Origin of the sequence: Mesorhizobium sp. WSM4307 (assembly GCF_007003945.1) — a bacterium.
Taxonomy (GTDB): domain Bacteria; phylum Pseudomonadota; class Alphaproteobacteria; order Rhizobiales; family Rhizobiaceae; genus Mesorhizobium.
Window position 1 is genome coordinate 38,618 of record NZ_VFTB01000002.1, and the last position, 24,166, is coordinate 62,783.

At 64.3% G+C, this 24,166-nt stretch carries 17 protein-coding genes; 12 read left to right on the forward strand and 5 right to left on the reverse strand.

Going from position 1 to position 24,166, the window contains the following annotated elements; translation table 11 throughout:
• Nucleotides 1–4 precede the first annotated feature (4 nt).
• The 7 genes from FJV83_RS03730 (at nucleotide 5) to FJV83_RS03760 (ending at nucleotide 10,335) form a co-directional block, all read left to right on the forward strand.
• Nucleotides 5–1,996 (forward strand): heme lyase CcmF/NrfE family subunit, encoded by a 1,992-nt coding sequence (locus FJV83_RS03730; RefSeq protein WP_142886343.1) that lies wholly within the window; start codon nucleotides 5–7, stop codon nucleotides 1,994–1,996.
• Complete coding sequence (locus FJV83_RS03735; protein ID WP_095770758.1) at nucleotides 1,993–2,460, forward strand: cytochrome c-type biogenesis protein; 468 nt, start codon at nucleotides 1,993–1,995, stop codon at nucleotides 2,458–2,460. Before FJV83_RS03730 ends, FJV83_RS03735 begins: the two co-directional genes overlap by 4 nt.
• A gap of 133 nt (nucleotides 2,461–2,593) precedes the next feature.
• Entirely contained in the window at nucleotides 2,594–4,144 is a 1,551-nt protein-coding gene (locus FJV83_RS03740; protein WP_142886344.1) for a Do family serine endopeptidase, read from the forward strand.
• A gap of 355 nt (nucleotides 4,145–4,499) precedes the next feature.
• On the forward strand, nucleotides 4,500–5,174 hold the full coding sequence (locus FJV83_RS03745; RefSeq protein ID WP_027046649.1) for a response regulator transcription factor: 675 nt from the start codon (nucleotides 4,500–4,502) through the stop codon (nucleotides 5,172–5,174).
• 109 nt (nucleotides 5,175–5,283) lie between these two features.
• Nucleotides 5,284–6,765 carry a HAMP domain-containing sensor histidine kinase gene (locus tag FJV83_RS03750; RefSeq protein ID WP_095786512.1) on the forward strand — a complete coding sequence of 494 codons (1,482 nt, stop codon included), beginning with the start codon at nucleotides 5,284–5,286 and terminating at the stop codon, nucleotides 6,763–6,765.
• The gene (locus FJV83_RS03755; RefSeq protein ID WP_142886345.1) at nucleotides 6,765–9,725 is read left to right on the forward strand and encodes a bifunctional [glutamine synthetase] adenylyltransferase/[glutamine synthetase]-adenylyl-L-tyrosine phosphorylase; all 2,961 of its coding nucleotides are present in this window, start codon (nucleotides 6,765–6,767) and stop codon (nucleotides 9,723–9,725) included. The genes FJV83_RS03750 and FJV83_RS03755 overlap by 1 nt, the downstream gene beginning before the upstream one ends.
• A gap of 139 nt (nucleotides 9,726–9,864) precedes the next feature.
• The gene (locus FJV83_RS03760) at nucleotides 9,865–10,335 is read left to right on the forward strand and encodes a hypothetical protein (RefSeq protein ID WP_095770944.1); all 471 of its coding nucleotides are present in this window, start codon (nucleotides 9,865–9,867) and stop codon (nucleotides 10,333–10,335) included.
• Between the two features lie 45 nt (nucleotides 10,336–10,380).
• Here FJV83_RS03760 and FJV83_RS03765 read toward each other — a convergent pair whose 3' ends face one another.
• Complete coding sequence (locus FJV83_RS03765) at nucleotides 10,381–12,702, reverse strand: PAS domain-containing sensor histidine kinase (RefSeq protein WP_095791392.1); 2,322 nt, start codon at nucleotides 12,700–12,702, stop codon at nucleotides 10,381–10,383.
• A gap of 197 nt (nucleotides 12,703–12,899) precedes the next feature.
• Entirely contained in the window at nucleotides 12,900–15,542 is a 2,643-nt protein-coding gene (gene pepN, locus FJV83_RS03770; RefSeq protein WP_142886346.1) for an aminopeptidase N, read from the reverse strand.
• Between the two features lie 151 nt (nucleotides 15,543–15,693).
• Here pepN and FJV83_RS03775 point away from each other — a divergent pair, with 151 nt between their 5' ends.
• Together FJV83_RS03775 and FJV83_RS03780 are read left to right on the forward strand one after the other, a co-directional pair.
• Nucleotides 15,694–18,000: a xanthine dehydrogenase family protein molybdopterin-binding subunit gene (locus FJV83_RS03775; RefSeq protein ID WP_142886347.1), complete on the forward strand. Its 2,307-nt coding sequence runs from the start codon at nucleotides 15,694–15,696 to the stop codon at nucleotides 17,998–18,000.
• Complete coding sequence (locus FJV83_RS03780; RefSeq protein WP_142886348.1) at nucleotides 17,997–18,956, forward strand: DMT family transporter; 960 nt, start codon at nucleotides 17,997–17,999, stop codon at nucleotides 18,954–18,956. Before FJV83_RS03775 ends, FJV83_RS03780 begins: the two co-directional genes overlap by 4 nt.
• Here FJV83_RS03780 and FJV83_RS03785 read toward each other — a convergent pair whose 3' ends face one another.
• From FJV83_RS03785 to FJV83_RS03795, 3 genes are read right to left on the reverse strand one after another with little or no spacing between them, the layout of a single operon-like run.
• Nucleotides 18,957–19,769, reverse strand: coding sequence for a helix-turn-helix transcriptional regulator (locus FJV83_RS03785; RefSeq protein WP_095770751.1), 813 nt, complete (start codon nucleotides 19,767–19,769; stop codon nucleotides 18,957–18,959).
• Between the two features lie 58 nt (nucleotides 19,770–19,827).
• Nucleotides 19,828–20,703, reverse strand: a complete 876-nt coding sequence (locus tag FJV83_RS03790; RefSeq protein WP_185973411.1) for a uracil-DNA glycosylase — start codon at nucleotides 20,701–20,703, stop codon at nucleotides 19,828–19,830.
• 51 nt (nucleotides 20,704–20,754) lie between these two features.
• The gene (locus FJV83_RS03795; RefSeq protein WP_095770750.1) at nucleotides 20,755–21,399 is read right to left on the reverse strand and encodes a hypothetical protein; all 645 of its coding nucleotides are present in this window, start codon (nucleotides 21,397–21,399) and stop codon (nucleotides 20,755–20,757) included.
• On the opposite strand from FJV83_RS03795, the gene FJV83_RS36305 reads away from it, so the two are divergent.
• The 3 genes from FJV83_RS36305 to FJV83_RS03805 all read left to right on the forward strand — a co-directional run bounded on the left by FJV83_RS36305 (nucleotide 21,398) and on the right by FJV83_RS03805 (nucleotide 24,033).
• Nucleotides 21,398–21,556 carry a hypothetical protein gene (locus FJV83_RS36305; RefSeq protein ID WP_179295755.1) on the forward strand — a complete coding sequence of 53 codons (159 nt, stop codon included), beginning with the start codon at nucleotides 21,398–21,400 and terminating at the stop codon, nucleotides 21,554–21,556. The genes FJV83_RS03795 and FJV83_RS36305 overlap by 2 nt on opposite strands.
• Nucleotides 21,557–21,619: 63 nt before the next feature.
• Nucleotides 21,620–23,299, forward strand: a complete 1,680-nt coding sequence (locus FJV83_RS03800) for an electron transfer flavoprotein-ubiquinone oxidoreductase (protein WP_095786507.1) — start codon at nucleotides 21,620–21,622, stop codon at nucleotides 23,297–23,299.
• Between the two features lie 137 nt (nucleotides 23,300–23,436).
• Nucleotides 23,437–24,033, forward strand: a complete 597-nt coding sequence (locus FJV83_RS03805) for a DUF922 domain-containing protein (RefSeq protein ID WP_095786506.1) — start codon at nucleotides 23,437–23,439, stop codon at nucleotides 24,031–24,033.
• Nucleotides 24,034–24,166 lie beyond the last annotated feature (133 nt).

Genomic DNA, 24,166 nt, shown 5'->3' on the forward strand with positions numbered 1-24,166 from the left:
GGGCATGGTTGAAACTGGACATTTCGCCCTGGTCCTGGCGTTCGCGCTTTCGCTGGTGCAGACGATCGTGCCGCTGTTCGGCGCGCGCCTCAACAACCAGCGCCTGATGGCTGTCGGCGGTCCTGTCGCCGTGACCGGTTTTGCCTTGACGGCGCTATCCTTTGTCGCATTGGCGAGCGCCTATGCGAACTCCGATTTCTCCGTGGCGAGCGTCTGGGAAAACTCGCATTCGCTGCAGCCGATGATCTACAAGATCACCGGAACCTGGGGCAATCACGAAGGCTCGATGCTGCTCTGGGTGCTGATCCTGACCTTCTTTGGCGCGCTTGTCGCCGCTTTCGGCTCCAATCTGCCGGCGACCCTGCGCGCCAATGTGCTGGCCGTGCAGGGCGCCATCGGCGCTGCCTTCTTTCTGTTCATCCTGGCGACGTCCAATCCTTTCATCCGGCTCAACCCGGCGCCGATCGAGGGCCGCGACCTCAATCCGGTCCTGCAGGATCTCGGCCTCGCCATTCATCCGCCGCTGCTCTATCTCGGCTATGTCGGCTTCTCGATCTGCTTTTCCTTCTCGGTCGCCGCCCTTATCGAGGGGCGCATCGACGCCTCCTGGGCGCGCTGGGTGCGGCCATGGACGCTGGTCGCCTGGATGTTTCTGACTGGCGGCATCGCCATGGGGTCGTACTGGGCCTATTACGAACTCGGCTGGGGTGGCTTCTGGTTCTGGGATCCGGTCGAGAACGCCTCCTTCATGCCGTGGCTGGCGGGCACCGCGCTGCTGCATTCGGCGATCGTCATGGAAAAGCGCTCGGCGCTGAAGATCTGGACGCTGCTGCTCGCCATCCTCACCTTTTCGCTGTCGCTGCTCGGCACCTTCCTGGTCCGCTCGGGCGTGCTCACCTCGGTGCATGCCTTCGCCACCGACCCGGCGCGGGGCGTCTTCATCCTGTGCATCCTGACGCTGTTCATCGGCGGCTCGCTGGCGCTGTTTGCGCTGCGCGCCTCGCGATTGACGGCCGGCGGCCTGTTCCATCCGATCTCGCGTGAAGGTGCGCTCGTTCTCAACAATCTGTTCCTGACCACGGCGGCCGCCACGGTGCTCGTCGGCACGCTCTATCCGCTGGCGCTGGAGGCGCTCACCGGCGACAAGATCTCGGTCGGGGCGCCGTTCTTCGACCTGACCTTCGGCCCATTGATGCTGCCGCTTCTGGTCCTCGTGCCGTTCGGCCCGCTGCTGGCCTGGAAGCGCGGCGACGTCATCGCCGCGTCGCAGCGCCTGATGGCGGCCTTCGCCACGGCGCTGGCGGCAATGCTCGTCACCGGCCTGTTTATCGACGGCGCGTCGGTGTTCGCGGCCCTCGGCATCGGCCTGGCTGTCTGGCTGGTCGCCGGTGCGCTGACCGACCTTGCCGTCAAGTCCGGCGTCGGATCGGTCGCGCCTTCCGTCATGCTCAGGCGCTTCGCCGGACTGCCGCGCTCGGTCTTCGGCACGGCCCTGGCCCATCTCGGCCTTGGCCTGACCTTGCTCGGCATCGTCACCACGCTCTCTTTCGGTACCGAGAAGATCCTCACCATGCGCGCCGGCGAGACGGTGGAATTGTCTGGCCATACGCTGCGTTTCGTCGGGCTCTATCCGGCCCAGGGGCCAAACTACAGCGAGGACCGTGGCCGCTTCGAGCTGATCGGTGTCAGCGGCAGTCCTGTCGGCGAAATCAGTTCCGCCAAGCGTTTCTATCCGGTGCGGCAGACGACGACGACGGAGTCCGGCATCAGGACCGTTGGTCTTTCCCAACTCTACATCTCGCTTGGCGACGAGGCCAAGGACGGCTCGGTCGTGGTGCGCTTGTGGTGGAAACCGCTGGTGACACTGATCTGGGGCGGCGGTCTGGTGATGATGGCGGGTGCGGCCATGTCGCTGATGGACAGGCGTCTGCGTGTCGGCGCGCCGTCGCGTCGGCGCAAGCAGGCGAGCGCAGAGGCGCCCGCGGTCCTGCCATGAAGGCCAGGTTCTCCGCCGCGTTGCTCGTCCTGATGCTGGCACTCGGCTTTGCCGGCACGGCACTGGCGGTGAAGCCTGACGAGATGCTGGCCGATCCGGCGCTCGAGGCGAGGGCGCGGGCGCTGTCGGAAGGCCTGCGCTGCATGGTCTGCCAGAACCAGTCGATCGACGAATCCGACGCCGACCTTGCCCGCGACCTGCGCATCCTGGTGCGCCAGCGCCTCGTCGCCGGCGATACCGACCAGCAGGTCATGGACTATGTGGTTTCGCGGTACGGCGAATTCGTGCTGCTGAGGCCGCGCTTCGACCTGCGCAACGCGCTGCTTTGGGGCACGCCTGTGCTGTTGCTGCTGGTCGGAGGCGTGTTCATCGTGCTGACCGCGCGCTCGCGCCGGACCCTGGCGACAAAGACCCTGTCGGCCGACGAGCAGGCGGCATTGGACGCTATCCTGCACCGCGACTGACGGCTGCCGTCGCCCGCCAACATTACCAAAGTTTCATGTGTCGGAAATGGCGCGGTAATGTGCGTCGCTCTAATTCTCCTTGCCTGAGGATGCCGATCAAGGCGCGTCCCTTTGAAAGAGGATACGAGACCCCATGAATATTGCCCCCAATTCATATTCCCGCACCCGCAAGCGTCTCCTGGCTGCCGCCGCTTCCGTCGCCGTTGCCGGCGTAATCGGCGTTGGCGCGCTGACCGGCGGAACCAGCCCCGTTCTGGCCGATGCCGTACGCGTCGAGGCGCCGCAGGTGCAGGGCTTCGCCGATGTCGTCGAGCGCGTTTCGCCCGCCGTGGTCAGCGTCAAGGTGAAGGCCAAGATCCAGCCGACCGCCGATGATGGCTCCGATGGCCAGGACGGCTTCGACAATCTGCCCAACAATCCGCAACTGCGCCGCTTCTTCAAGGAATTCCGCGGCTTTGGCGACCAGGGCGGCCAGGATGACGAAGGCCATCGCCGCTTCGGTCACCGTGACCGCGGCAATGACCAGCCGCGCCCGGTGGCGCAGGGCTCCGGCTTCTTCATCTCCGAGGACGGCTACCTCGTCACCAACAACCATGTCGTCGAAGAGGGCACCGCCTTCACCGTGGTGACCAATGACGGCAAGGAACTCGACGCCAAGCTGGTCGGCACCGACCCGCGCACCGATCTCGCCGTCCTCAAGGTCGAAGGCGGTGGCAAGTTCACCTATGTCGACTTCGCCGATGATTCCAAGGTCCGCGTCGGCGACTGGGTCGTTGCCGTCGGCAATCCGTTCGGCCTCGGCGGCACCGTCACCGCCGGCATCGTGTCGGCGCGCGGCCGTGATATCGGCGCCGGCCCCTACGACGATTTCCTGCAGATCGACGCCTCGGTCAACCGCGGCAATTCGGGTGGCCCGACCTTCAACCTCAATGGCCAGGTCGTCGGCATCAACACGGCGATCTTCTCGCCCTCGGGCGGCAGTGTCGGCATCGCCTTCGACATCCCTGCCTCGACGGCCAAGCAGGTTGTCGAGGACCTGATGAAGAGCGGCGCGGTGCAGCGCGGCTGGCTCGGCGTCGAAATCCAGCCGGTCACCTCCGACATCGCCGAATCGCTCGGGCTGAAGTCCAACAATGGTGCGTTGGTGTCGAGCGCCCAGGACGATGGCCCCGGCAAGAGAGCCGGCATCACGGCTGGCGACGTCATCACCCAGGTCGACGGCAAGGATGTTGCCTCGCCGAAGGAACTCGCCCGCCTGATCGGCGCCTATTCGCCCGGCAAGTCGGTTGATGTCACCGTCTGGCGCGACGGCAAGAGCCAGGCGATCAAGGTCGATCTCGGCAAGCTGCCGGCCAGCGACAAGCAGGCCTCGAACGACCAGCAGCAGCAGCCCGCGGCTCCGGCAAAGCCTGATACGCTGGCCGATCTGGGCCTCACCGTCACCAAGTCCGAAAACGGCAAGGGCCTTGTGGTGACCGATGTCGATCCCGACAGCGCCGCGGCCGACCGCGCCATCCAGCCGGGAGACATCATCACCGCGGTCAATTCGAACGAAGTGAATGGCACCGAGGATGTCACCAAGGCGATGACCGACGCGGTGAAGTCCGGCCGCAAGGCGGTGCTGATGCAGGTCACCCGCGACAACAACAACCGTTTCGTCGCGCTGCCCGTCGCCAAGGGCTGACAACGACTTTTCCGGTGCGGCGGTGTCAAACACCCCCGAGCCGCCGCATGGGAAAGCATGGAGCCGGGTACGTTAGTCAGTCATCGTGCTCTCCTCCAGCGGCAGCGGGCCTCCCATCGCCCGCTGCCGCACATTTTGAAAGCCGCCCGAAAACGCTGCCTCGGGCATGGGCCGTGAGAATGTGATGATTTGCCCGATCATGCCCCGAAGCAGGCATGTTCGGGATGAAGACAACCAGAGAACAAGATTTTATCGCGCGAGACCTCGATCATCTTGATCGCGGCGCGCTTTGGCAAAGGCTAAAATGCAGATGCCGGCTACTCAACCTTCCAGCGAAATCGCGTATAACGGCCCCATGAAGATTCTCGTCATAGAAGACGATCGCGAGGCTGCCGATTATCTGCAGAAAGCCTTCACCGAGGCTGGTCATACCGCTCATGTCGCTGGTGACGGCGAGACCGGTTTCGCGCTTGCGGATGCCGGCGACTATGATGTGATGGTCATCGACCGGATGATGCCGCGCCGCGACGGTTTGTCTGTGATTGCCGGTCTTCGCTCACGGGGCAACACCACGCCCGTGCTGATCCTGTCGGCGTTGGGCGAGGTGGATGACCGGGTCACCGGCCTGCGCGCCGGCGGCGACGATTATCTGACCAAGCCCTATGCGTTTTCCGAACTTCTGGCTCGCGTCGAGGTGTTGAACCGCCGTGCTAGTGCCAAGGAAGCCGAAACCGTCTACCGGGTTGGCGACCTTGAACTCGACAGGCTGTCGCATTCGGTGCGCCGGGCGGCGCGCGAGATCACCCTGCAGCCGCGCGAGTTCCGCTTGCTCGAATATCTGATGCGCCATGCCGGCCAGGTGGTGACGCGCACCATGCTGCTTGAAAATGTCTGGGATTATCATTTCGACCCGCAGACCAATGTCATCGACGTCCACGTCTCGCGGTTGCGCGGCAAGATCGAAAAGGGCTTCGACAAGCCGATCCTGCATACGGTTCGCGGCGCGGGCTACATGTTGAAGGGCGGCTAGAGCATGATCCCGAAAAGTGGGAACCGGTGTTCGGAAAAGATCATGCTCCAACAAAGAGCTAGATCAGCATGACGATTCGACCAATCGTCACGCTGATCTAGGCGACAGCATGGCTCTTTCCGTGCCGGCCATCATGAAGACGACGGCAGCGCGACTTTCGGCGCTCTACCTTCTGCTCTTCGCGCTCTGCGCCGTGCTGCTTGTCTTCTATATGACCTCGCTGTCGGCGCGCATGCTGACGGCGCAGACGCAGGAGACCATCAACGACGAAGTGCTGGGCCTCGCCCGCGCCTATCAGCGCGGCGGCCTGCCCGTGCTGGTGCGCGTGGTCGAAAACCGCTCCCGCCAGCCCGGTGCCAACCTCTATCTTATCGCCGATGCCAACGGCCAGATCCTGACCGGCAACGTGCAGAGCCTCGAACCGGGGGTGATCGACACGGAGGGCTGGACGACAGAGCCGTTCTCCTACAAGCGCTTCGGAGAAGGCGAGCTTGACCGCCTGCGCAGCGGAACGTCCGACCAGACGACAGCTCCTGCAACTGGCGACAACGCGGCACGGCAATCCGAAGGCGAGCAGGGCCACAACGCCATTGCGCTGGTGCTGCGGCTGCCCAACCAGATGATCATGCTGGTCGGCCGCGATCTTGGCGAACCGGAGCGCTTTCGTGCCGTCATCCGCCGTGCGCTGACGCTGGCGCTCGGCATGATGGGGCTCGGCGGACTGCTAATCTGGTTCTTTGTCGGCCGCGCCGCGCTGAAGCGCATCGACAGCGTGTCGGAGGCCAGCCGCCGCATCATGGGCGGCGATCTCTCGGGCCGGCTGCCGGTGACCGGAGCCGGCGACGAATTCGACCGGCTTTCGGAAAATCTCAACTCCATGCTGGCCAGGATCGCCACGCTCAACGAAGGCCTGAAGCAGGTTTCCGACAACATCGCGCATGATCTGAAGACGCCGCTGACCCGGCTGCGCAACCGCGCCGAAGCGACACTTTCGGGCAAGCACAAGCCCGTCGATTACCGCCAGGCGCTGGAAGGCACCATCGCCGAGTCCGACCAGCTCATAAAGACCTTCAACGCCATCCTGATGATCTCCAGGCTCGAGGCTGGATATTCGTCAGAGCACACCAACCGCGTCGATCTGGCGGCGGCCGTGCGTGATGTCGCCGAACTCTACGAGCCGGTGGCGGAAGAGGCCGGCGTTTCGCTCCAAGCCGAAGTGAATGGTGCTTTTCTCGTCGACGGCAACCGCGAGCTGATCGGCCAGGCGCTGTCCAACATCGTCGACAACGCGATCAAATATTCGACGGACTCCACGTCCAAGCCGGCCGTTCGCGTGACGCTCGAGCGGACCCATGGCGAGATCAGGCTTTGTGTCGCCGACAACGGCCAGGGCATTCCGGACGATGCCGACCGGGCCCGGGCGACCGAACGTTTCGTTCGACTGGAGAAAAGCCGTTCTCGGCCGGGCTCCGGCCTTGGCCTCAGCCTCGCCAAGGCAGTCATGACTTTCCACTATGGGCGGCTTGATCTCCTGCCTGGCAATCCGGGACTATCCGTGGTCATGAGTTTCCCCGCACGGGAGGATCACTGATGGCTGCGGTTGCGAAACGGACGGTCACGGACTGGTTATTGAAGCCGGTGGTTGGGCTCGCCCCTCTCGACGAAGGCCGGTCGCGGCGGGAACTGGCCGAAATCGCCGCGGCGGCACGCGAAGAAGAGTTGACGCGGCTGGCCAAATTCCTGGCCGGCAAGGGGGAGGGGCAGGATTTCCTGGCCGCCGTCTTCGACCTCTCGCCGTTTTTGCGCGACACGGCGCGTCGCAGGCCTCGTATCCTGGATGCTCTTTTCGAACAACCGGTCGAGGCGCGCCTGGAGGCGATCACCGCCGCGATCGAACAGGCGCCGTTGGCCGAGACGGTCTCCGAGTCCACTCTGATGATGGAGCTGCGCCAGTGCAAGGCCGAGGCACATTTCCTGATCGCGCTGGTCGATCTCGCCGGTGAAGCGGAAACGTCGCTGACCGTGCGGCGGCTGAGCGATCTTGCCGATGCCTGCACGCGTGCGGCCGTCGACTTCCTGCTGCGCGACGCGCATGGCCAGGGCAAGCTCAAACTGCGGGATCTCGACAACCCGTCGCTGCAATCGGGCTGGATCCTGCTCGGCATGGGCAAGCTTGGCGCGCATGAGCTGAATTTCTCCTCCGACATCGATCTTGTCGTCTTCTTCGATCCGGATGCGCCCGCCGTGGTCGACCCCCTCGACGCCACGGAGCTGTTCTCGCGGCTGACGCGCCGTTTGGTGCGCATCCTGCAGGACCGCACCGAGCACGGCTATGTCTTCCGCACCGATCTCCGGCTGCGTCCCGATCCCGGTTCGACGCCGCTGGCGATCCCGGTTGAAGCGGCTCTGCGCTATTACGAAGCGCGCGGCCAGAACTGGGAACGCGCGGCGATGATCAAGGCGCGTCCGGTGGCCGGCGATCTCGCCGCGGGCGCCGCCTTTCTCAAGGAATTGCAGCCCTATATCTGGCGAAAATACATGGACTACGCGGCGATTGCCGACGTCCATTCGATCAAGCGCCAGATCCACGCCCACAAGGGCCATGGCGAGATCGCCGTGAAGGGCCACAACGTCAAGCTCGGCCGTGGCGGCATCCGCGAAATCGAGTTCTTCGTCCAGACCCAACAACTCATCGCCGGCGGCCGCTTCCCCGAACTGCGCGGCCGCGAAACCGTGCCGATGCTCGGCCAGCTCGCCGCGCGCGGCTGGATCACCGCCGATGCGCGTGACGCACTCGCCCGCCAATACTGGTTCCTGCGCCGCGTCGAGCATGCCGTTCAGATGGTGGCGGACGAGCAGACGCACACGCTGCCGGAAGACGATGAAGGGCTGGAGCGCATCGCCCACATGCTGGGCTTTGCCGATGCGGCGGCGTTTTCCCTGGCATTCCGCGCCTCGCTGCAGCAGGTCGAGCGCCATTATGCAGCACTGTTCGAAACGGCCCCGGAGCTTTCGGCGGGCATCGGCAATCTGGTCTTCACCGGCGATGTCGATGACCCCAACACGCTGCAGACCTTGCACGGCCTCGGCTTCCAGCGGCCGAGCGACATCTGCCGCGTCATCCGCGGCTGGCATTTCGGCCGCTATCGCGTCACCCAGTCGGCGGAGGCGCGTGAGCGGCTGACGGAGTTGACGCCGGCGCTGCTCAAGGCCTTCGGCCAGACGCGCCGGGCGGACGAAGCCTTGATCCGTTTCGACGAATTCCTTGCTGGCCTGCCTGCCGGCATCCAGCTGTTCTCGCTGCTGCAGTCCAACCCGGCGCTGCTCAAGCTGATGGCGACGATCATGGGCGCCGCGCCCCGGCTGGCGGCGATCATCACGCGCCGGCCGCATGTTTTCGACGGCCTGCTCGACCCGGCCTTGCTGACTGAACTCCCCGACCGCGCCTATCTCTCGGCACGGCTTTCCGCCTTCCTGGAAGGCGACAGGGCCTATGAGGAGGTGCTCGACCGGCTGCGCATCTTTGCCTCTGAGCAAAAGTTTCTGATCGGCGTGCGGCTGCTTGCCGGTTCGATCGATCCGGCCCGCGCCGGCCGCGCCTTTTCCGATCTCGCCGATCTCACCATCGAGGCGGCGCTGCAAGCCGTGACCGCCGAATTCGCCGCGCGCCACGGCATGATCGCCGGCGGCGTGGTTTCGCTGCTCGGCATGGGCAAGCTCGGCAGCCGCGAATTGACCGCGGGGTCGGACGTCGATCTCATCCTGCTTTACGACCATGACGCGGACGCCGAAGACTCCGACGGCGACAAGCCGCTGGCGCCTTCCCACTACTACACCCGCATGACGCAGCGGCTGATCTCGGCCGTATCGGCGCCGACGGCGGAGGGAGTGCTCTACGAACTCGACCTGCGGCTTAGGCCGTCCGGCAACAAGGGGCCGGTGGCCACCCACATCGATGCCTTCAAGAAATACCAGCGCCAGGAGGCCTGGACCTGGGAACACATGGCGCTGTCGCGGGCACGCGCCATTGGCGGCGATGCCGGCCTGTGCGCCGAGGTCGAAGCGGAAGTCGCAGCCGTGCTTGGCCAGCCGCGCGACGCGGCAAAGGTCAAGACCGAGGCTTCGGACATGCGCGCCATGATCGAGAAGGAAAAGCCGCCGCGCGATCTCTGGGACATCAAGCTGATCCCCGGCGGGCTGATCGACCTTGAGTTCATCGCCCAGGTGGCTGTCATCACCGGGCAGGCCGAGGCCGGGCCGCGTGTCACCGGTACGGCCGAGATTTTGTCCCGCCTCGCGCCTGGCTTCGCTGGTGCCGGCGTCAGGCAGGAGCTTGGTGCCGCCTTCGCACTCTATCTGGCGCTGACCCAGATGACCCGGCTGTGCCTCACCGGCCCGTTCGAGCGCGACGACGTTCCGCCTGGGCTTTCGGATCTGCTTCTGGCGGTCACCGACCTGCCGGATTTCGGTGTACTGGAAGCACATCTCAAGGAGACGTCGCAAAAGGTCAGGAAGGACTTTGATCTTTTGCTTCGTGCCGGACGACCATGAAACAGCTGTCGAAGCATCGGACCCAAAAGTGGAAGCCGGTTTTGGGAAAATCCGATCCTCGAACAAAGAGATAGAGCGGCAACAGGATCGAAGATCCGCCGCTCTCGCATCGGGGGTGACGATGCAACAGGAGAAGACCATGAGAAAGTCAACCAAGCTTGCCCTTGCCTTCGCAGCACTTGCCGGCGCCGTCGGCACCACCGCCTATGCCGAAAACAATGCCAGCGCGAAAATGCGCGACGGCATGATGGCCCGCCTCGACAAGGCAATGACCGCGTCAGACGGCGCCATCACCTTCGACCAGTTTTCCGACGCCATGAACGCGCGGCTGAAGAAGCTCGTTGCCGACAATGGCGGCAAGCTGACCGTCGCCCAACTCGCCGACGCACTGGAGAAGGCGCGCTTCGAGCGGATGGCCAGGCGCATCATCGCCCGCTACGACACCAAGGGCGACGGCACGCTGACCACGGATGACATCACCGGTCGCGAGAAGAAGGTGTTCGCCATGCTCGACAAGAACAATGACGGCAAGATCGAGAAGAGCGAACTGCCGAAGGGCCATCGCTTTGGCCATCACCGCCAACCGGATGATGACGACAGCGTCCAATAAGATTGTTTGATCCAGGCTCCGGCGATATCGCTCGGAGCCTGCCGCTCAAGCGGCCGCCTTGACCGCCGGCGGCGCCTTCTTCACCGGAATGCGCACCGACACGATCGTGCCGACACCTTCGGTCGAACGGATCTTCAGCGCGCCGCCCTGGAGCTCGGCCAGCGAGCGTGAGATGGCAAGGCCGAGGCCTGATCCGGCATGGTTCTTGGAGAACTGGTTCTGAACCTGTTCGAAGGGTCGGCCGAGCTTGCCCAGCGCCTCTTTCGGGATGCCGCAGCCATTGTCCTCAATGGTCAGCACCAGCGCGCCGGACGTGTTGCGGGCCCTGACCGATATATGGCCGCCCTGGCCGGTGAACTTCACCGCATTGGACAGGAGGTTGATGACGATCTGCTTGATCGCCCGGCGATCGGCGAACAGACTCAGCGCGTCGGCGATGCGCGTTTCCACGGTGATCGCCTTTTGCGCGGCCTGCAGCGAGACGACGCGCACCGTCTCGCTGATCAGCGGACCGAGGTCGATCTGCTCCTGGTCCAGCGAGAATTGGCCGGCCTCGATCTTGGACATGTCGAGAATATCGTTGATGACGCCGAGCAGGTATTTGCCGCTGCTGTTGATATCCGTGGCGTACTCCTCGTAGCGCGACGAGCCCAGCGGGCCGAACAACCCCTGTTCCATCAGCTCGGAAAAGCCGATGATGGCGTTCAATGGCGTGCGTAGTTCATGCGACATGTTGGCCAGGAATTCGGATTTGGCCCGGTTCGCCGCCTCGGCGCGCTCGGTTTCCTTCATGTATTTGCGATTGAGATCGACCAGTTCGCGCGACCGCTCCTCTTCGGCCCGCCGCGCGAGGCTGAGATCATGGATCGTCGCCATCAGCCGGCGCTCGCTGTCGACCAGCTTCTCCTGGTGCAGCTTGATCTGGGTGATGTCGGAGCCGACCGAGACGATGCCACCATCCCTTGTCTTGAGTTCATTGACCTGCAGCCAGCGGCCGTCGGACAGCTGCCGCTCGAAAGTGGCGCCGCCTTGCGGACCATTGGTGTTGGCAAGCCGGCGTTCGGACGCAAAGGCCAGCATCCGCCCTTCCAGCGAAGCGCGTGTCATACCCGGCATCACGTCGCGATCCGACAGCCCGTTGTCCTGCTGGTATTTGGAGTTGCACATGATCAGCCGCTGCGCCGAATCCCACAGCACGAAGGACTCGTTGATGTTCTCGATCGCCGTCCTGAGGCGAAGGTCGGCAGCTTCGGACCGCAGCGCCAGATGGCGCTGCTCGGTGACGTCGACGGCGATGCCGATCAGCTGGATTTCCGGCGCCTCCGGATCCATGACCTGCGCGCGAGCACGCATCCACACCCATTGGCCATCGGCATGCCGCATCCGGAACACCTGGTCGATGTGGTCGATTTCGCGGGCGACAATTCTGTTGGCGAGCTCGAACAGGTCGCCGTCTTCGGGATGGATGATCTCGTCGACCTCGCCGAAGGACAGCATCGTATCGCAGGGCTCGTAGCCCAGCATGTCGTACATGGAACGCGACCAGTACATCTTGCCGCGCACCATATCCCAGTCCCACAGGCCGCAGCGGCCGCGCACCAGCGCCATATCGATGCGCTGATGCGCCTCGAGGTAGATGCGGTCGGCGGCCTGGGCGCGCGCCGCCTGTCCGAAATAGGCGTAGAGGATGATGATCAGCACGCCCGCCGTCAGCACGAACAAGGTGACGTTGAGCGAGACAGTCTTGCGCCACGTGTCGAACACTGCCTCCTGCGGCACCAGCGCCGCCGCCGCTCCCTTCCGATCCTTGGCCACGCTGACCGCGGCGTACCAGTCCCGGCCGCCGATGTTGACCTCCATGACGCCGGCGCGGTCGCCGAACATGAACAGCGGCTGGCCGCCCTGGACGAGGCCGTCCAGCGAATGGCCTTGCCAGGGCATCGAGCGCGGCGTCACCGCGGTGATCCTGAAAGCGCTGTCGGTGATGACGAGCACATGGCTGCGGCCCATCGCGCCCTGGCGGCTGGTGGTCTCCAGCAGGTCCTGGACGGCGCCGGGCACGGTGTCCGAGGTGGTGGCCAACGAACTGGCCAGTTGACCCGCCGCCAGCGTCAGGATCGCCTTGGCGTCGCGTTCGACATCGTCACGCTCATTCATGAGCGACAGCACGCGCAGCGCCGCGATGACGAGCAGGAAGATGATGATCAGGGCCGGTATCGACCGGCGCAGCAGCGGTTCGGCGGCCAGAAGCCGCTTGTAGGCCGGTTCGGCAATGAGCCGCGTATTCCCGGCAAGGCCGTCGCTGCGCGCCTCGCGACGCGCAAAAACCATCCCACCGGGCGCGCCCCACGCGTCCGCCTTTGCCATAAATGGCACTCCCCGAATTTGCCTATGCTGCTTTGTGATCCGGCAAACGCCGCACTTCCGAATCGTCAGTAAAGAATCAAACGTGATTCGCCTTGTCCAGTGGCCCGGCGAAAAAAGATTAAAAATCGACTAAAATAATGCGCGTCTGGAGGTGCGGCGGCTGTACCTTCTCCCACACGGGAGAAGGTAAGGCGCGTTTAGGCCAGCGTACGCTCGACAATATCGCGCAGGTCCGCCGACAGGTTTTCGGCATTGGCGATCGAAAGCAGCGCTTCCCTGGCCTTGGCCTGCCGGCCCGGTTCGAGCGAACGCCACGACCGCAATGCCGTCGCCAGCCTTGCCGCCACTTGCGGATTGCGCTTCTCGACCTCGAGCACCGTCTGCGCGAAGAACCTATAACCCTCGCCGTCGGCGCGGTGGAAGCCGGTCTGGTTGGCGCTGGAGAATGTGCCGATCAGCGAACGCACCCGGTTCGGATTGGCCATCGAGAAGGCAGGATGGGCGGTTAGCGCGCGTACCGTGTCCACAGCCTGCGGCCCTGGCACGCTGGCCTGGATCTGGAACCATTTGTCCATGACCAGCGGGTCGGACGCATAGGTCTTTTCAAAAGCCGCCAGCGCCTTGTTTGCCTCCGGCGAAGCATGGTGGCGATGCGCGAGCACGGCAAGGGCGGCCGCGCGGTCGGTCATGTTGGTCGCGGACTGGAAATGCCTGGCCGCCAACGCCGCTCCGCCTTGCAGCAGCGAGAGATAGTCCAGCAAAATGTTGCGCAGGGCGCGTCGTCCTGCGCTCGCCGCGTCGGGACTGAAGGCCGCCTTATCGGCGAGCCTGTGGTAGAGGCTGGAAAACGCCTCGGCATTGGTCGTGGCGATCGCCAGCGCAAAGCCCTGCCGGGCTGCATGAATGGCATCGGGGTCGATGTTCTTGCCGATGTCGCGGGCGATGTCGGCATCGCCCGGCAGTGCCAGCGCAAGCGCCCGGTAGGCAGGCTCCAGCGTCTCGTCGCCGGCGATGCTGCCGGCGAGTTCGGTCAGCCGTGTGGCGAAGACCGGCTGCCTGCCGCCAAGGAACTCGCGGAAGGCAGCGATCAGCGCATCGGTGAGCAGCGTGTTGAAGGCTTGCCAGCGCGAGAAGGCATCGCTGTCATGGCGGGCAAGGAAGAACTGGTCGTCGGCCTTCTGCTCAACCGACAGCGTCACCGGCGCCGAAAAGCCGCGGTTGAGCGACACCGCCGGACGCTCAATCACACCCGAAAAGCGCACCATATGGCGGCGCTTGCGCAGATGGATGACGCCGTCCTCGACGCTGGCGCCCTCGACGCCGCTATAAGCGACGGGCTTGCCGCCGGCGCCGATCAGCCCGAAGGCGAGCGGAATATGCATCAGCCGCTTGCGGCTTTCGGAGGGTGTCGGCGGCACCGACTGCTCGATTTCGAGCGTGAATTCCTGCGCGGACTGATTGTGCGTCGAACTGACCGTCAGATTGGGCGTGCCAGCCTGATGATACCAGAGCGCGAACTGCGACAGGTCGCGGCCCGAGGCATCCTCGAACACTTTGATGAAATCCTCGATGGTCGCCGCTTCGCCGTCATGCCGTTCGAAATAGAGGTCCATGCCGGCGCGGAAGGCATCTGCCCCCAGGATGGTGCGGATCATGCGCACCACTTCGGAGCCCTTTTCGTAGACCGTCGCCGTGTAGAAATTGTTGATCTCGCGGTAGCGGCGCGGCCGCACCGGATGCGCCAGCGGACCCTGGTCCTCGGGAAACTGGTGGGCGCGCAGCGTGCGCACCTCGGCAATGCGCTTGACCGCGCGCGAGCGTTGGTCGGCGGAGAATTCATGGTCGCGGAACACGGTCAGGCCTTCCTTCAGGCAAAGCTGGAACCAGTCGCGGCAAGTGATTCTGTTGCCTGTCCAATTGTGGAAATACTCATGCGCGATGATCGCCTCGATATTGGCGAAATCGGCGTCCGTCGCCGTCTCCTCGTCGGCCAGCACATATTTGTCGTTGAAGATGTTGAGGCCCTTGTTCTCCATCGCGCCCATGTTGAAGTCGGACACGGCGACGATGTTGAAGACGTCGAGGTCGTATTCGCGGCCAAACGCCTCCTCGTCCCATCGCATCGACCGCTTCAGCGCGTCCATGGCGTAGCCAGCCAGCTTCTCCTTGCCGCGCTCGACATAGATGCCGAGTTCGACCTTGCGGCCGGACATTGTGACGAAACTGTCGGCGACCCGACCGAGATTGCCGGCCACCAGCGCGAACAGGTAGGATGGCTTGGGGAAGGGGTCATGCCAGACGGCATAGTGCCAGCCGTCCCCGATATTGCCTTTGTCCCCCGGATTGCCATTGGACAGGAGCAGCGGCGCCTCGTCGCGCAGCGCCTCGATCCGCACGGTGTAGACGGACAGGATGTCCGGGCGATCGAGGAAATAGGTGATGCGGCGGAAGCCCTCGGCCTCGCATTGCGTGCAATAGACATTGTTCGAGCGATAGAGACCCATCAGGGCCTCGTTGCCCGCCGGGGCCAGTTCGGTCTCGATCAGCAGTTGGAAGCGGCGCGCGGGCGGCTTGAGAATGGTGAGCTGGTCAGGTGTCACCAGCAGGTCCGCCGATTTTGCCTTCTTGCCGTCGATCTCGACGCGCTTGAGCGTCAGCCCGTCGCCGTCGAGCACCAATGGCGCCGCCGCGGCTACGCCGTCGCGACGCTCGACAGTCAGTGTCGCGGTGACGATCGTGGCCTCGGGCGAAAGGCGGAAGGTGAGGTTGGTCCGCGGAATGAGATAATCGTTGGGGCGATAGTCTTCGAGCTTGAAGACCTGGCCGGTGTCCGTGCGCATTCCGTTGTTTTTCCTGTCGATTGCGTTGGACGCGGAGTTCCCGCTGGTCCAAGAAATTTGAAGTCCGCGCTCTTTACACGAAATGGTCCCTCGACAAAACTCGGCCGATGCCTATTTCAGGCATTCGTTCTCCATATCCCGCGAGGCAGCCATGACCGTCGTCACACCGAAATTCGGCATGGGCGCTTCCGTGCTGCGGGGCGAGGATACCGCCTTCATCCAGGGCCAGGGCCGCTACACCGACGATATCCAGCCAGACGGCGTCCTACACGGCTATGTCCTGCGCTCGCCGATCGCCAAGGCGAGCTTCACCATTGGTTCGACCGCGGCGGCGAAGGCGGCACCTGGCGTCCATCTGGTGCTGACCGGCAAGGATCTCACCCATCTGCGCGATCTAAAGTCCGGCGTCATGCAGGCACAACCGGACGGCACCAAAGCGCCGACGCGCGACATTCCGATCCTGTGCCGGGATCGAGTCAATTATGTCGGCGATGCGGTTGCCTTTGTCGTCGCCGACAGCCGCGCCTTGGCGCAGGATGCCGCCGAACTGATCGAGGTCGATTATGACGGCGAGGACGCTGCCTCCGGCACCGCGACGGCGCTTGCCGAGGGCACGCCGCTGGTCTGGCCGGAACTCGGCTCCAACCGTGCCTTCACCTATCATATCGGCGACAAGAAGAAGACGGACGCGGCTTTCTCTGGAGCCGCTCACGTCACGCGCATCGAATTCGTCAACAATCGGCTGGTCTGCAACTACATGGAGCCGCGCTCGGCGATCGGCGAATGGAATGTCGGGGAAAACCGCTTCGTGCTGACCACAGGGTCGCAGGGCGTGCATTCCATGCAGTACATCCTGGCCAGCGTGTTCAAGATCAAAAAGGACCAGCTGCGCGTCATCACGCCCGATGTTGGCGGCGGTTTCGGGCCGAAGAGCTTCGTCTACCGCGAATATCCGCTGGTGCTCGAGGCGGCGAAGCGGCTCGGCCGTCCGGTGAAATGGGCCGGCGACCGCACGGAACATTTCCTCACCGACGCCCAAGGCCGCGACAATGCGGTGACGGCCGAGATGGCGCTCGACAAGGATGGCCGATTCCTCGGCATGCGGGTCGACCTGCTTGCCAATATCGGCGCCTATGTCTCGCAATATGGCCCTTTCATCCCCTATATCGGCGTCACCATGTCGACCGGCGTCTATGATATCAGGGCGCTCGAGGTCTCGGTGACCGGCCTCTACACCAACACCTGCCCGGTCGACGCCTATCGCGGCGCCGGGCGACCCGAGGCTGCGTTCCTGTTGGAAAAGCTGGTCGATGCCTGCGCGCATGATCTTGGCCTGCCCGTCGAAGAGATCCGCCGCCGCAATTTCATCCGGCCCGAGCAGTTTCCTTATCGCACGCAGACAGGCCGGCTCTACGACAATGGCGAATTCGAAGGGCATATGGACCGCGCCATCGAACGGTCGCAGTGGAAGGCGTTTCCGCAGCGGCTGGAACAGTCCAAAGCCGGTGGCAAGATCCGCGGCATCGGCATGGCGACCTATATCGAGGCCTGCGCCTTTCCGGGCTCCGAACCGGCCTTTGTCGAGCTCAATGGCGACGGCACGGTGACGCTGAAGATCGGCACCCAGACCAACGGCCAGGGGCATGCTACCGCCTATGCGCAGTTCCTGTCGGAAAAACTCAATCTCGACATCGACAAGATCCATGTCCGCCAGGGCGACACCGACGAATTGAAGGCGGGCGGCGGCACCGGCGGCTCGCGGTCCATTCCGCTGGGAGGTGTGTCAGCTTCCCGCGCGGGCGAGGATCTGGCCAACAAGATCAAGCGCATCGCCGCCGACGAGCTTGAGGCCTCGGCCGGCGATATCGAATTGTCCGATGGCGTTGCGCGCATCGTCGGCACAGACCGGAGCATCGATTTCTCGAGCATCGCCAAGGCCGCGAAGACGCCGGATGACCTTAAGGGGTTCGGCGAGTTCGTGCAGGACGAGTGCACCTATCCGAACGGCACCCACATCTGCGAGGTCGAGATCGATCCCGACACCGGCGCGACCGAGATCGTCCGCTACACCATCGTCGACGATTTCGGCGTCACCGTTAATCCGATCCTGCTCGCCGGCCAGGTCCATGGCGGCGTCGTTCAAGGCATCGGCCAGGCGCTGACTGAGAACACCATCCATGGCGAGGATGGGCAGCTCTTGACGGCGAGCTTCATGGACTACGCAATGCCGCGCGCCGACAATTTTCCGTTCTTTCATTTCGAGACCCGCAACGTGCCTTCGACCACCAATGCGCTGGGCATCAAGGGCGCGGGCGAGGCCGGCACGATCGGCTCGACACCGGCGGCGCTCAATGCCGTCACCGATGCGCTGTGGCGCGCCTATGGCATCAGGCATATCGAGATGCCGGCGACGCCGGCGCGGATCTGGGCCGCGATCAGGGGCGCATCGCCGACGTGACATCAGGGGCGGAACCAGGAACGACGGCAGGCCACGGCACGCTGAGGGGCATCGCGCTGAAGATCGTGTCCGTCGCGGTCTTTGTCGGCATGCAAACCTGCATCAAGGCGGCCGGCGACGTGCCGGCAGGGCAGATCGTCTTCTTCCGCTCCTTCTTCGCCATCTTCCCGATCATCGCCTTCCTGGCGGTGAAGGGACAGCTGCCGACGGCATTCGTCACCAAACGCCCCTTCAACCACGTCGCGCGCGGCGTCGTCGGCGTTGGCGCCATGGGGCTGGGCTTCTTCGCGCTCACCAGGCTGCCGTTGCCGGAGGCGATCACCCTGAACTATGCGCAGCCGCTGCTGGTCGTGGTGTTCTCCTCGGTCTTCCTTGGCGAGTCGATCCGCGTCTATCGCTGGAGCGCGGTCGCCGTTGGTCTTGTCGGCGTGCTCATCATTTCCTGGCCGGAGCTGACGCTGCTCAACTCGGATGAAGGGCTCGACGACCAGGAGGTCCTGGGCGTCATGGCCGCGCTGGTGGCCGCGGCGATCTCGGCGGTCGCCATGCTGCTCGTGCGCAATCTCGTGCAGACGGAGAAGACGGCGACCATCGTCCTGTGGTTCTCGTCGACCGCCAGCGTGCTCTCGCTGCTGACACTGCCTTTCGGCTGGCAAGCTCTGACGCCGGCGCAAGCCGCGCTGCTCGTCATGGCCGGCTTCTGCGGCGGCCTCGGCCAGATCCTGATGACCTCGGCCTATCGCCATGCCGAGGCCTCGGTGGTTGCGCCCTTCGAATACACCTCGATGATCCTCGGCGTTGTCGTCGGCTATTTCATTTTCGGCGACGTGACCTCGCTCAACACGCTGATTGGCGGTGCGATCGTGGTGGCCGCCGGCATCTTCATCATCTGGCGCGAGCGGCAACTGGGCCTGGAGCGCGCGCGAACGCGCAAGGCGGCGCTGCCGCAGGGGTGATCAGGACCGTTCCGACCGCTCCTTCGCCAGCCGCACCAGTACCGCACGAGTCTGCTCGTCGGCGGGGAAGAAGGACTCGATCGCCAGTTCCGACAAGGTCACGTCGAGCGGCGTGCCGAAAACGGTGATTGTGCTGATGAACGACAGCACCTGATCGCCATGCGCGAGGCGCAGCGGATGCACGATGGCATTCGGCTCGACGGGCGTTGGCCTGCTGCCCTTCAGCCCGGACGGATAGGCGCGCAGCTCGCCCTCCAGTTCGACCAGCACCGGATCGCCGCTGGCATCGTTCTGGTGCTTGAGACGCTCAAGCAGGTGCGTGCGCCATTCCGCGAGATTGACGATGCGCGGTGCGATGCCGCCGGGATGCAGGGAAAGGCGAAGGACGTTGACCGGTGGCGCCAGCAGCGAAGCCTCGGTGATATCGGCGAGGAAGGGAGCAATCGCGGCATTCGCCGAAACCAGGTTCCAGTGCCGGTCCACGGCCAGCGCCGGGAAGGGCTCATGCCCCTTGAGCACGATCTCGATCGCCGCCATCGCTGGCGCCAGCGTCGTGTCGCTGAGCGGCCGTTCGCTGAAGCTCGGTGCAAAGCCAGCAGCGAGCAGCAGCTGGTTGCGCTGCCTTAGGGGGATCGAAAGCTGCTCTGCAAGATGCAGCACCATGTCGCGCGAGGGCGCGGCGCGGCCGCTCTCGACAAAACTCAGATGCCGCTGGGAGATTTCGGCCTCCATGGCGAGATCGAGCTGGCTCATGCGGCGGCGCGTGCGCCATTCGCGGATCAGACTGCCGGCGGAGGTTTGGGCTGATGTCATGGCAGGATGGTTAGGCTGACAGGGGCGGCATTTCAATTACCTGCGGGGTTATGGCGATCTACGAGAGTGCCCGCAGCTTCGCCTTCACCTCGAGAAAATCCCGCCATGCCAGCTTCTTGTGCGCCGGCGTGCGCAGGAGATAGGCCGGATGCAGCGTCGGCATGGCCGGGATGGCGATGCCGGAGGCCGTGGTGTGGACGCGCCAGTTGCCGCGCAGCCGCAAAATGCCTTCCGAGGTGTTGAGCAAGGTCTTGGCCGACGGGCCGCCGAGGTTGACCAGCACCTTGGGATTGACCAGTTCGATCTGCCGCTCGATGAACGGCCGGCAGATCTCGGTCTCGTGCGGCGTCGGCGTGCGGTTGCCCGGCGGCCGCCACGGGATGACATTGGCAATGTAGACCGAAGTGCGGTCGAGCCCGATTGCGGCCAGCATGCGGTCGAGCAGCCGGCCCGAGCGGCCGACGAAGGGCAGCCCCTCGATGTCCTCGTCGCGGCCCGGCGCTTCGCCCACCAGCATCACCTCGGCGTCCGGGTTTCCGTCGGCGAAGACCAGGTTCTTGGCGGTGGCCTTGAGATTGCAGCCGTCGAAGGCAGCCATGTGCTGGCGCAACTCCTCCAGGGTCGTTGCCGTTGTCGCCAACTGGCGCGCAAGCGCCGCCTGGGCTTCGTCTGGCACCGTGGCGACCGATGAACGCGCCGGGGGCGCATCAGGCACCTTGCTTGCATCCAATCCGGGCGGTGCCGCTGGCCGCTCCGGCGCCTTCTCTTCGGGAGGTGGCGCCACCAGCGCCGGCGCGCGCTCGACAGGTCTCGGCGCCGCCTCGGCGAAGCGATTTACCGGGGCGTCTTCCAGCGCCTCGTCGACACCGGCGCTGGCATAGAAGGCCAAAATGTCGGCAATATCGGTCGGGCTGTTGGGGGACGCGGCAGTCATGGCGCGCACATTCGTCCGCATGACTGCATTTTGCAAGACCGGCCGCTTGCCCTATCCGGTCGGGATGCGCGGATCCTGCACCAGATAGAAGGTCCATCGCGGCGTGTAATCGGTCATCAGGAACTCGAAGCTGACGGTCTTCAGCGGGTCGACCTTGCCGTCCTTGAACAGCAGCCGGTCGTAAGGCTCGAACTCCCGGTCGAAATCGGCGAAATTGCTCGACCAGATATTGTCCGGCGTCTTGTTGCGTTGGTCGAAGGAAAGCCCGTCTCCAAACACGCTCGGCTGATCCAATACCTCCTGGAGCTCGAACTGGAATTCGATCCAGGCCTGGCCGCTGTTGTTGAGCACGTTGATGCGCATATACATGATGCCATTGGCGAATTCGCCCGCCTTGCCGAATGTCTGGATCGGCTTTGTCGTGCGGATGGTCAGCGTCACCGGTGTTGCCGAATTCAGCTCTTCGGTGATGACCAGCGGATCGTCCTTGGTTCCGATGCCGGAAGCTCCGGTGATGCGGAAGCCGCCGAGCTCGTCGGAGAAGGAATAGGCACCTGTCGCCCAGACCTTCACCTCGTTCGCGGCGGCGTGACCCGGTGCCGCCACCAGAAGGGCCAGAAGAATCGCCCGGCGGACCCGGCCGGGCGGGAAAAGAAAGCGCGTCGAAGAAAAGCCCGCTGGCCCAGGAATGCGCATGGCCGGAAGTATGGCCGATAAGCAAGCCGCCGAACAATCAAAAAACGCAGGCGTGGCCGGTCTTGCCGGGCGCAAATGGTTGCCCTGCCGCAAGATGCGCGACTTTTTGGCCAAATCCGCATTGTCACGTCTGCGCCGGTTTCCTGTCGCCAATTGATGCGCTATGCAGCGCAAGAGCCAGCAAGATACGCGACAGCGGCAAGCCAGTGCGGAGGGGTTGATGAGCGATATCGAACGCGAAAGCATGGAATTCGACGTGGTCATCGTCGGTGCCGGTCCGGCCGGCCTTGCCGCGGCCATCCGCCTCAAGCAGGTCAATCCCGAGCTTTCCGTCGTCGTGCTGGAAAAGGGCGGCGAGGTCGGCGCCCATATCCTCTCCGGCGCCGTCGTCGATCCGATCGGCATCGACCGGCTGCTGCCCGGTTGGCGCGAGGAAGAAGGTCACCCGTTCAAGACGCCGGTCACGGCGGATCATTTCCTGGTGCTCGGCCCTGCCGGCTCGTTCCGCCTGCCCAACATATTGATGCCGCCGCTGATGAACAATCACGGCAACTACATCGTCTCGCTCGGCAATGTCTGCCGCTGGCTGGCTGGCAAGGCCGAGGCGCTCGGCGTCGAGATCTATCCGGGCTTTGCCGCTGCCGGCCTGCTCTACAATGAGGAGGGCGCCGTCACCGGCGTCGTCACCGGCGACATGGGCGTCGAGAAGGACGGCACGCATGGCCCGGGCTTCGCGCCGGGCATGGCGCTGATGGGCAAGTACGTGCTGATCGGCGAAGGCGCGCGCGGCTCGCTCGCCAAGCAGTTGATCGCCAAGTACAAGCTTTCCGACGGCCGCGAGCCAGGCAAATACGGCATCGGTCTCAAGGAACTCTGGCAGGTCAAGCCGGAGAACCATCGGCCGGGCCTGGTCCAGCATTCCTTCGGCTGGCCGCTCGACATGAAGACCGGCGGTGGCTCCTTCCTCTACCATCTCGAGGACAACCAGGTGGCGGTCGGCTTCGTCCTCCACCTCAACTACAAGAACCCGTATCTGTCGCCGTTCGAGGAATTCCAGCGTTTCAAGACCCATCCGGCGATCGCGGGCACGTTCGAGGGCGCCAAGCGGATCGGCTATGGCGCGCGCGCCATCACCGAGGGCGGCTGGCAGTCGGTGCCGAAACTGTCCTTCCCGGGCGGCGCGCTGATGGGTTGCGCTGCCGGTTTCGTCAACGTGCCGCGCATCAAGGGCTCCCACAATGCAGTCCTGTCGGGCATGCTGGCGGCCGATCATGTCGCCGAGGCGATCGGCGCCGGCCGTGCCAATGACGAGCTCACTTCCTACGAGCAAGCCTGGCGCGCGACCGATATCGGCAAGGATTTGAAGAAGGTTCGCAACGTCAAGCCGCTGTGGTCGCGCTTCGGCACCATCGTCGGCGTCGGTCTTGGCGGCCTCGACATGTGGCTGAACACGCTGTTCGGCATCTCGCCCTTCGGCACGCTGAAGCACGGCAAGGCCGACTATGCCACGCTCGAGCCCGCCGCCCAGCACAAGAAGATCGCCTATCCGAAGCCCGACGGCGTGCTGACCTTCGACCGCTTGTCCTCGGTGTTCCTGTCCAACACCAACCACGAAGAGAACGAGCCGGTCCATCTGCTGGTCGGCGATATGGAACTGCAGAAGCGGTCCGAGCACGATGTCTTCGCCGGGCCTTCGACACGCTATTGCCCGGCCGGCGTCTATGAATGGGTCGACAAGGACGGCAACGCCGCCGCCGATCCGGCGGCGAAAGACGTCCGCTTCGTCATCAACGCGCAGAACTGCGTCCACTGCAAGACTTGCGATATCAAGGATCCGAACCAGAACATCAACTGGGTGCCGCCGCAAGGCGGCGAGGGTCCGGTCTACCAGGGCATGTGACGTCGCGCGGCCGGCGGTTTCGGCCTCGGCGGCAGAAAATGTGGGTGGGGGCCGGCTGCGAGGGCATGCAGGTCAGCAGAACCGTTGAAACGGCCGCCGGTCTATGGTTCCCTTCTCCGGGGATAGGGAGAAGGCCGATGCGCCGCATAGTTCTGACATGCCTCGTCGCCATTGGGACGCTGTGTGCGCCTCAGGCCTCGGCCGGCACCAGGGCAGTCATCCAGACGCGGACCTACGACGTCACGGGAGGCTCGGGCGCCGCCCTCATCGACGCGATGGACAGACAAGGCCCCCGGCACGGCTTCATGACGCACGCCATCGCCACAACCTCCTATACCGTCGACTGGGATCTCGACGCCGGCCAGGGCAACGGCTTCTGTCGGATGCGAGGGGGCAATGGCACGCTGAATCTTTCCTACACCTTCCCGCGCCTTGCCTCGCCCGCGACGCCGGCCCTGAGGAGGCGCTGGAACAGGTTTTTCGCAGGTGTTCGCGCCCATGAGGAAACACATGGGCGCATCGCCAGGGAGATGATGCGCGCTACGGAAAGGTCGATAACCGGCCTGCGGGTCGCCAACGACCCGTCCTGCCACAAGACGCGCCGCGAGGCGCGGCTGCGCATCCAGGCGATCTATGCCGAATATGAGGCCAAACAAAACGCCTTCGATCGGCGTGAACACCGCAATGGCGGCCATGTCGAGCATCTGATCGCTGCCTTGACCGGAAAACCTTGAACCAGGGCAATTCCAGGAAAAGTGTAAAGCGGTTTTCCCGGGAAAGCGCCGCAGCGGTTTCCCTTCGGAATTGCGTTGGAACAAGGGACCAGAGCCCTCGCCATCGCGGGACCTTGCCGCCAGCCCCGCTCGA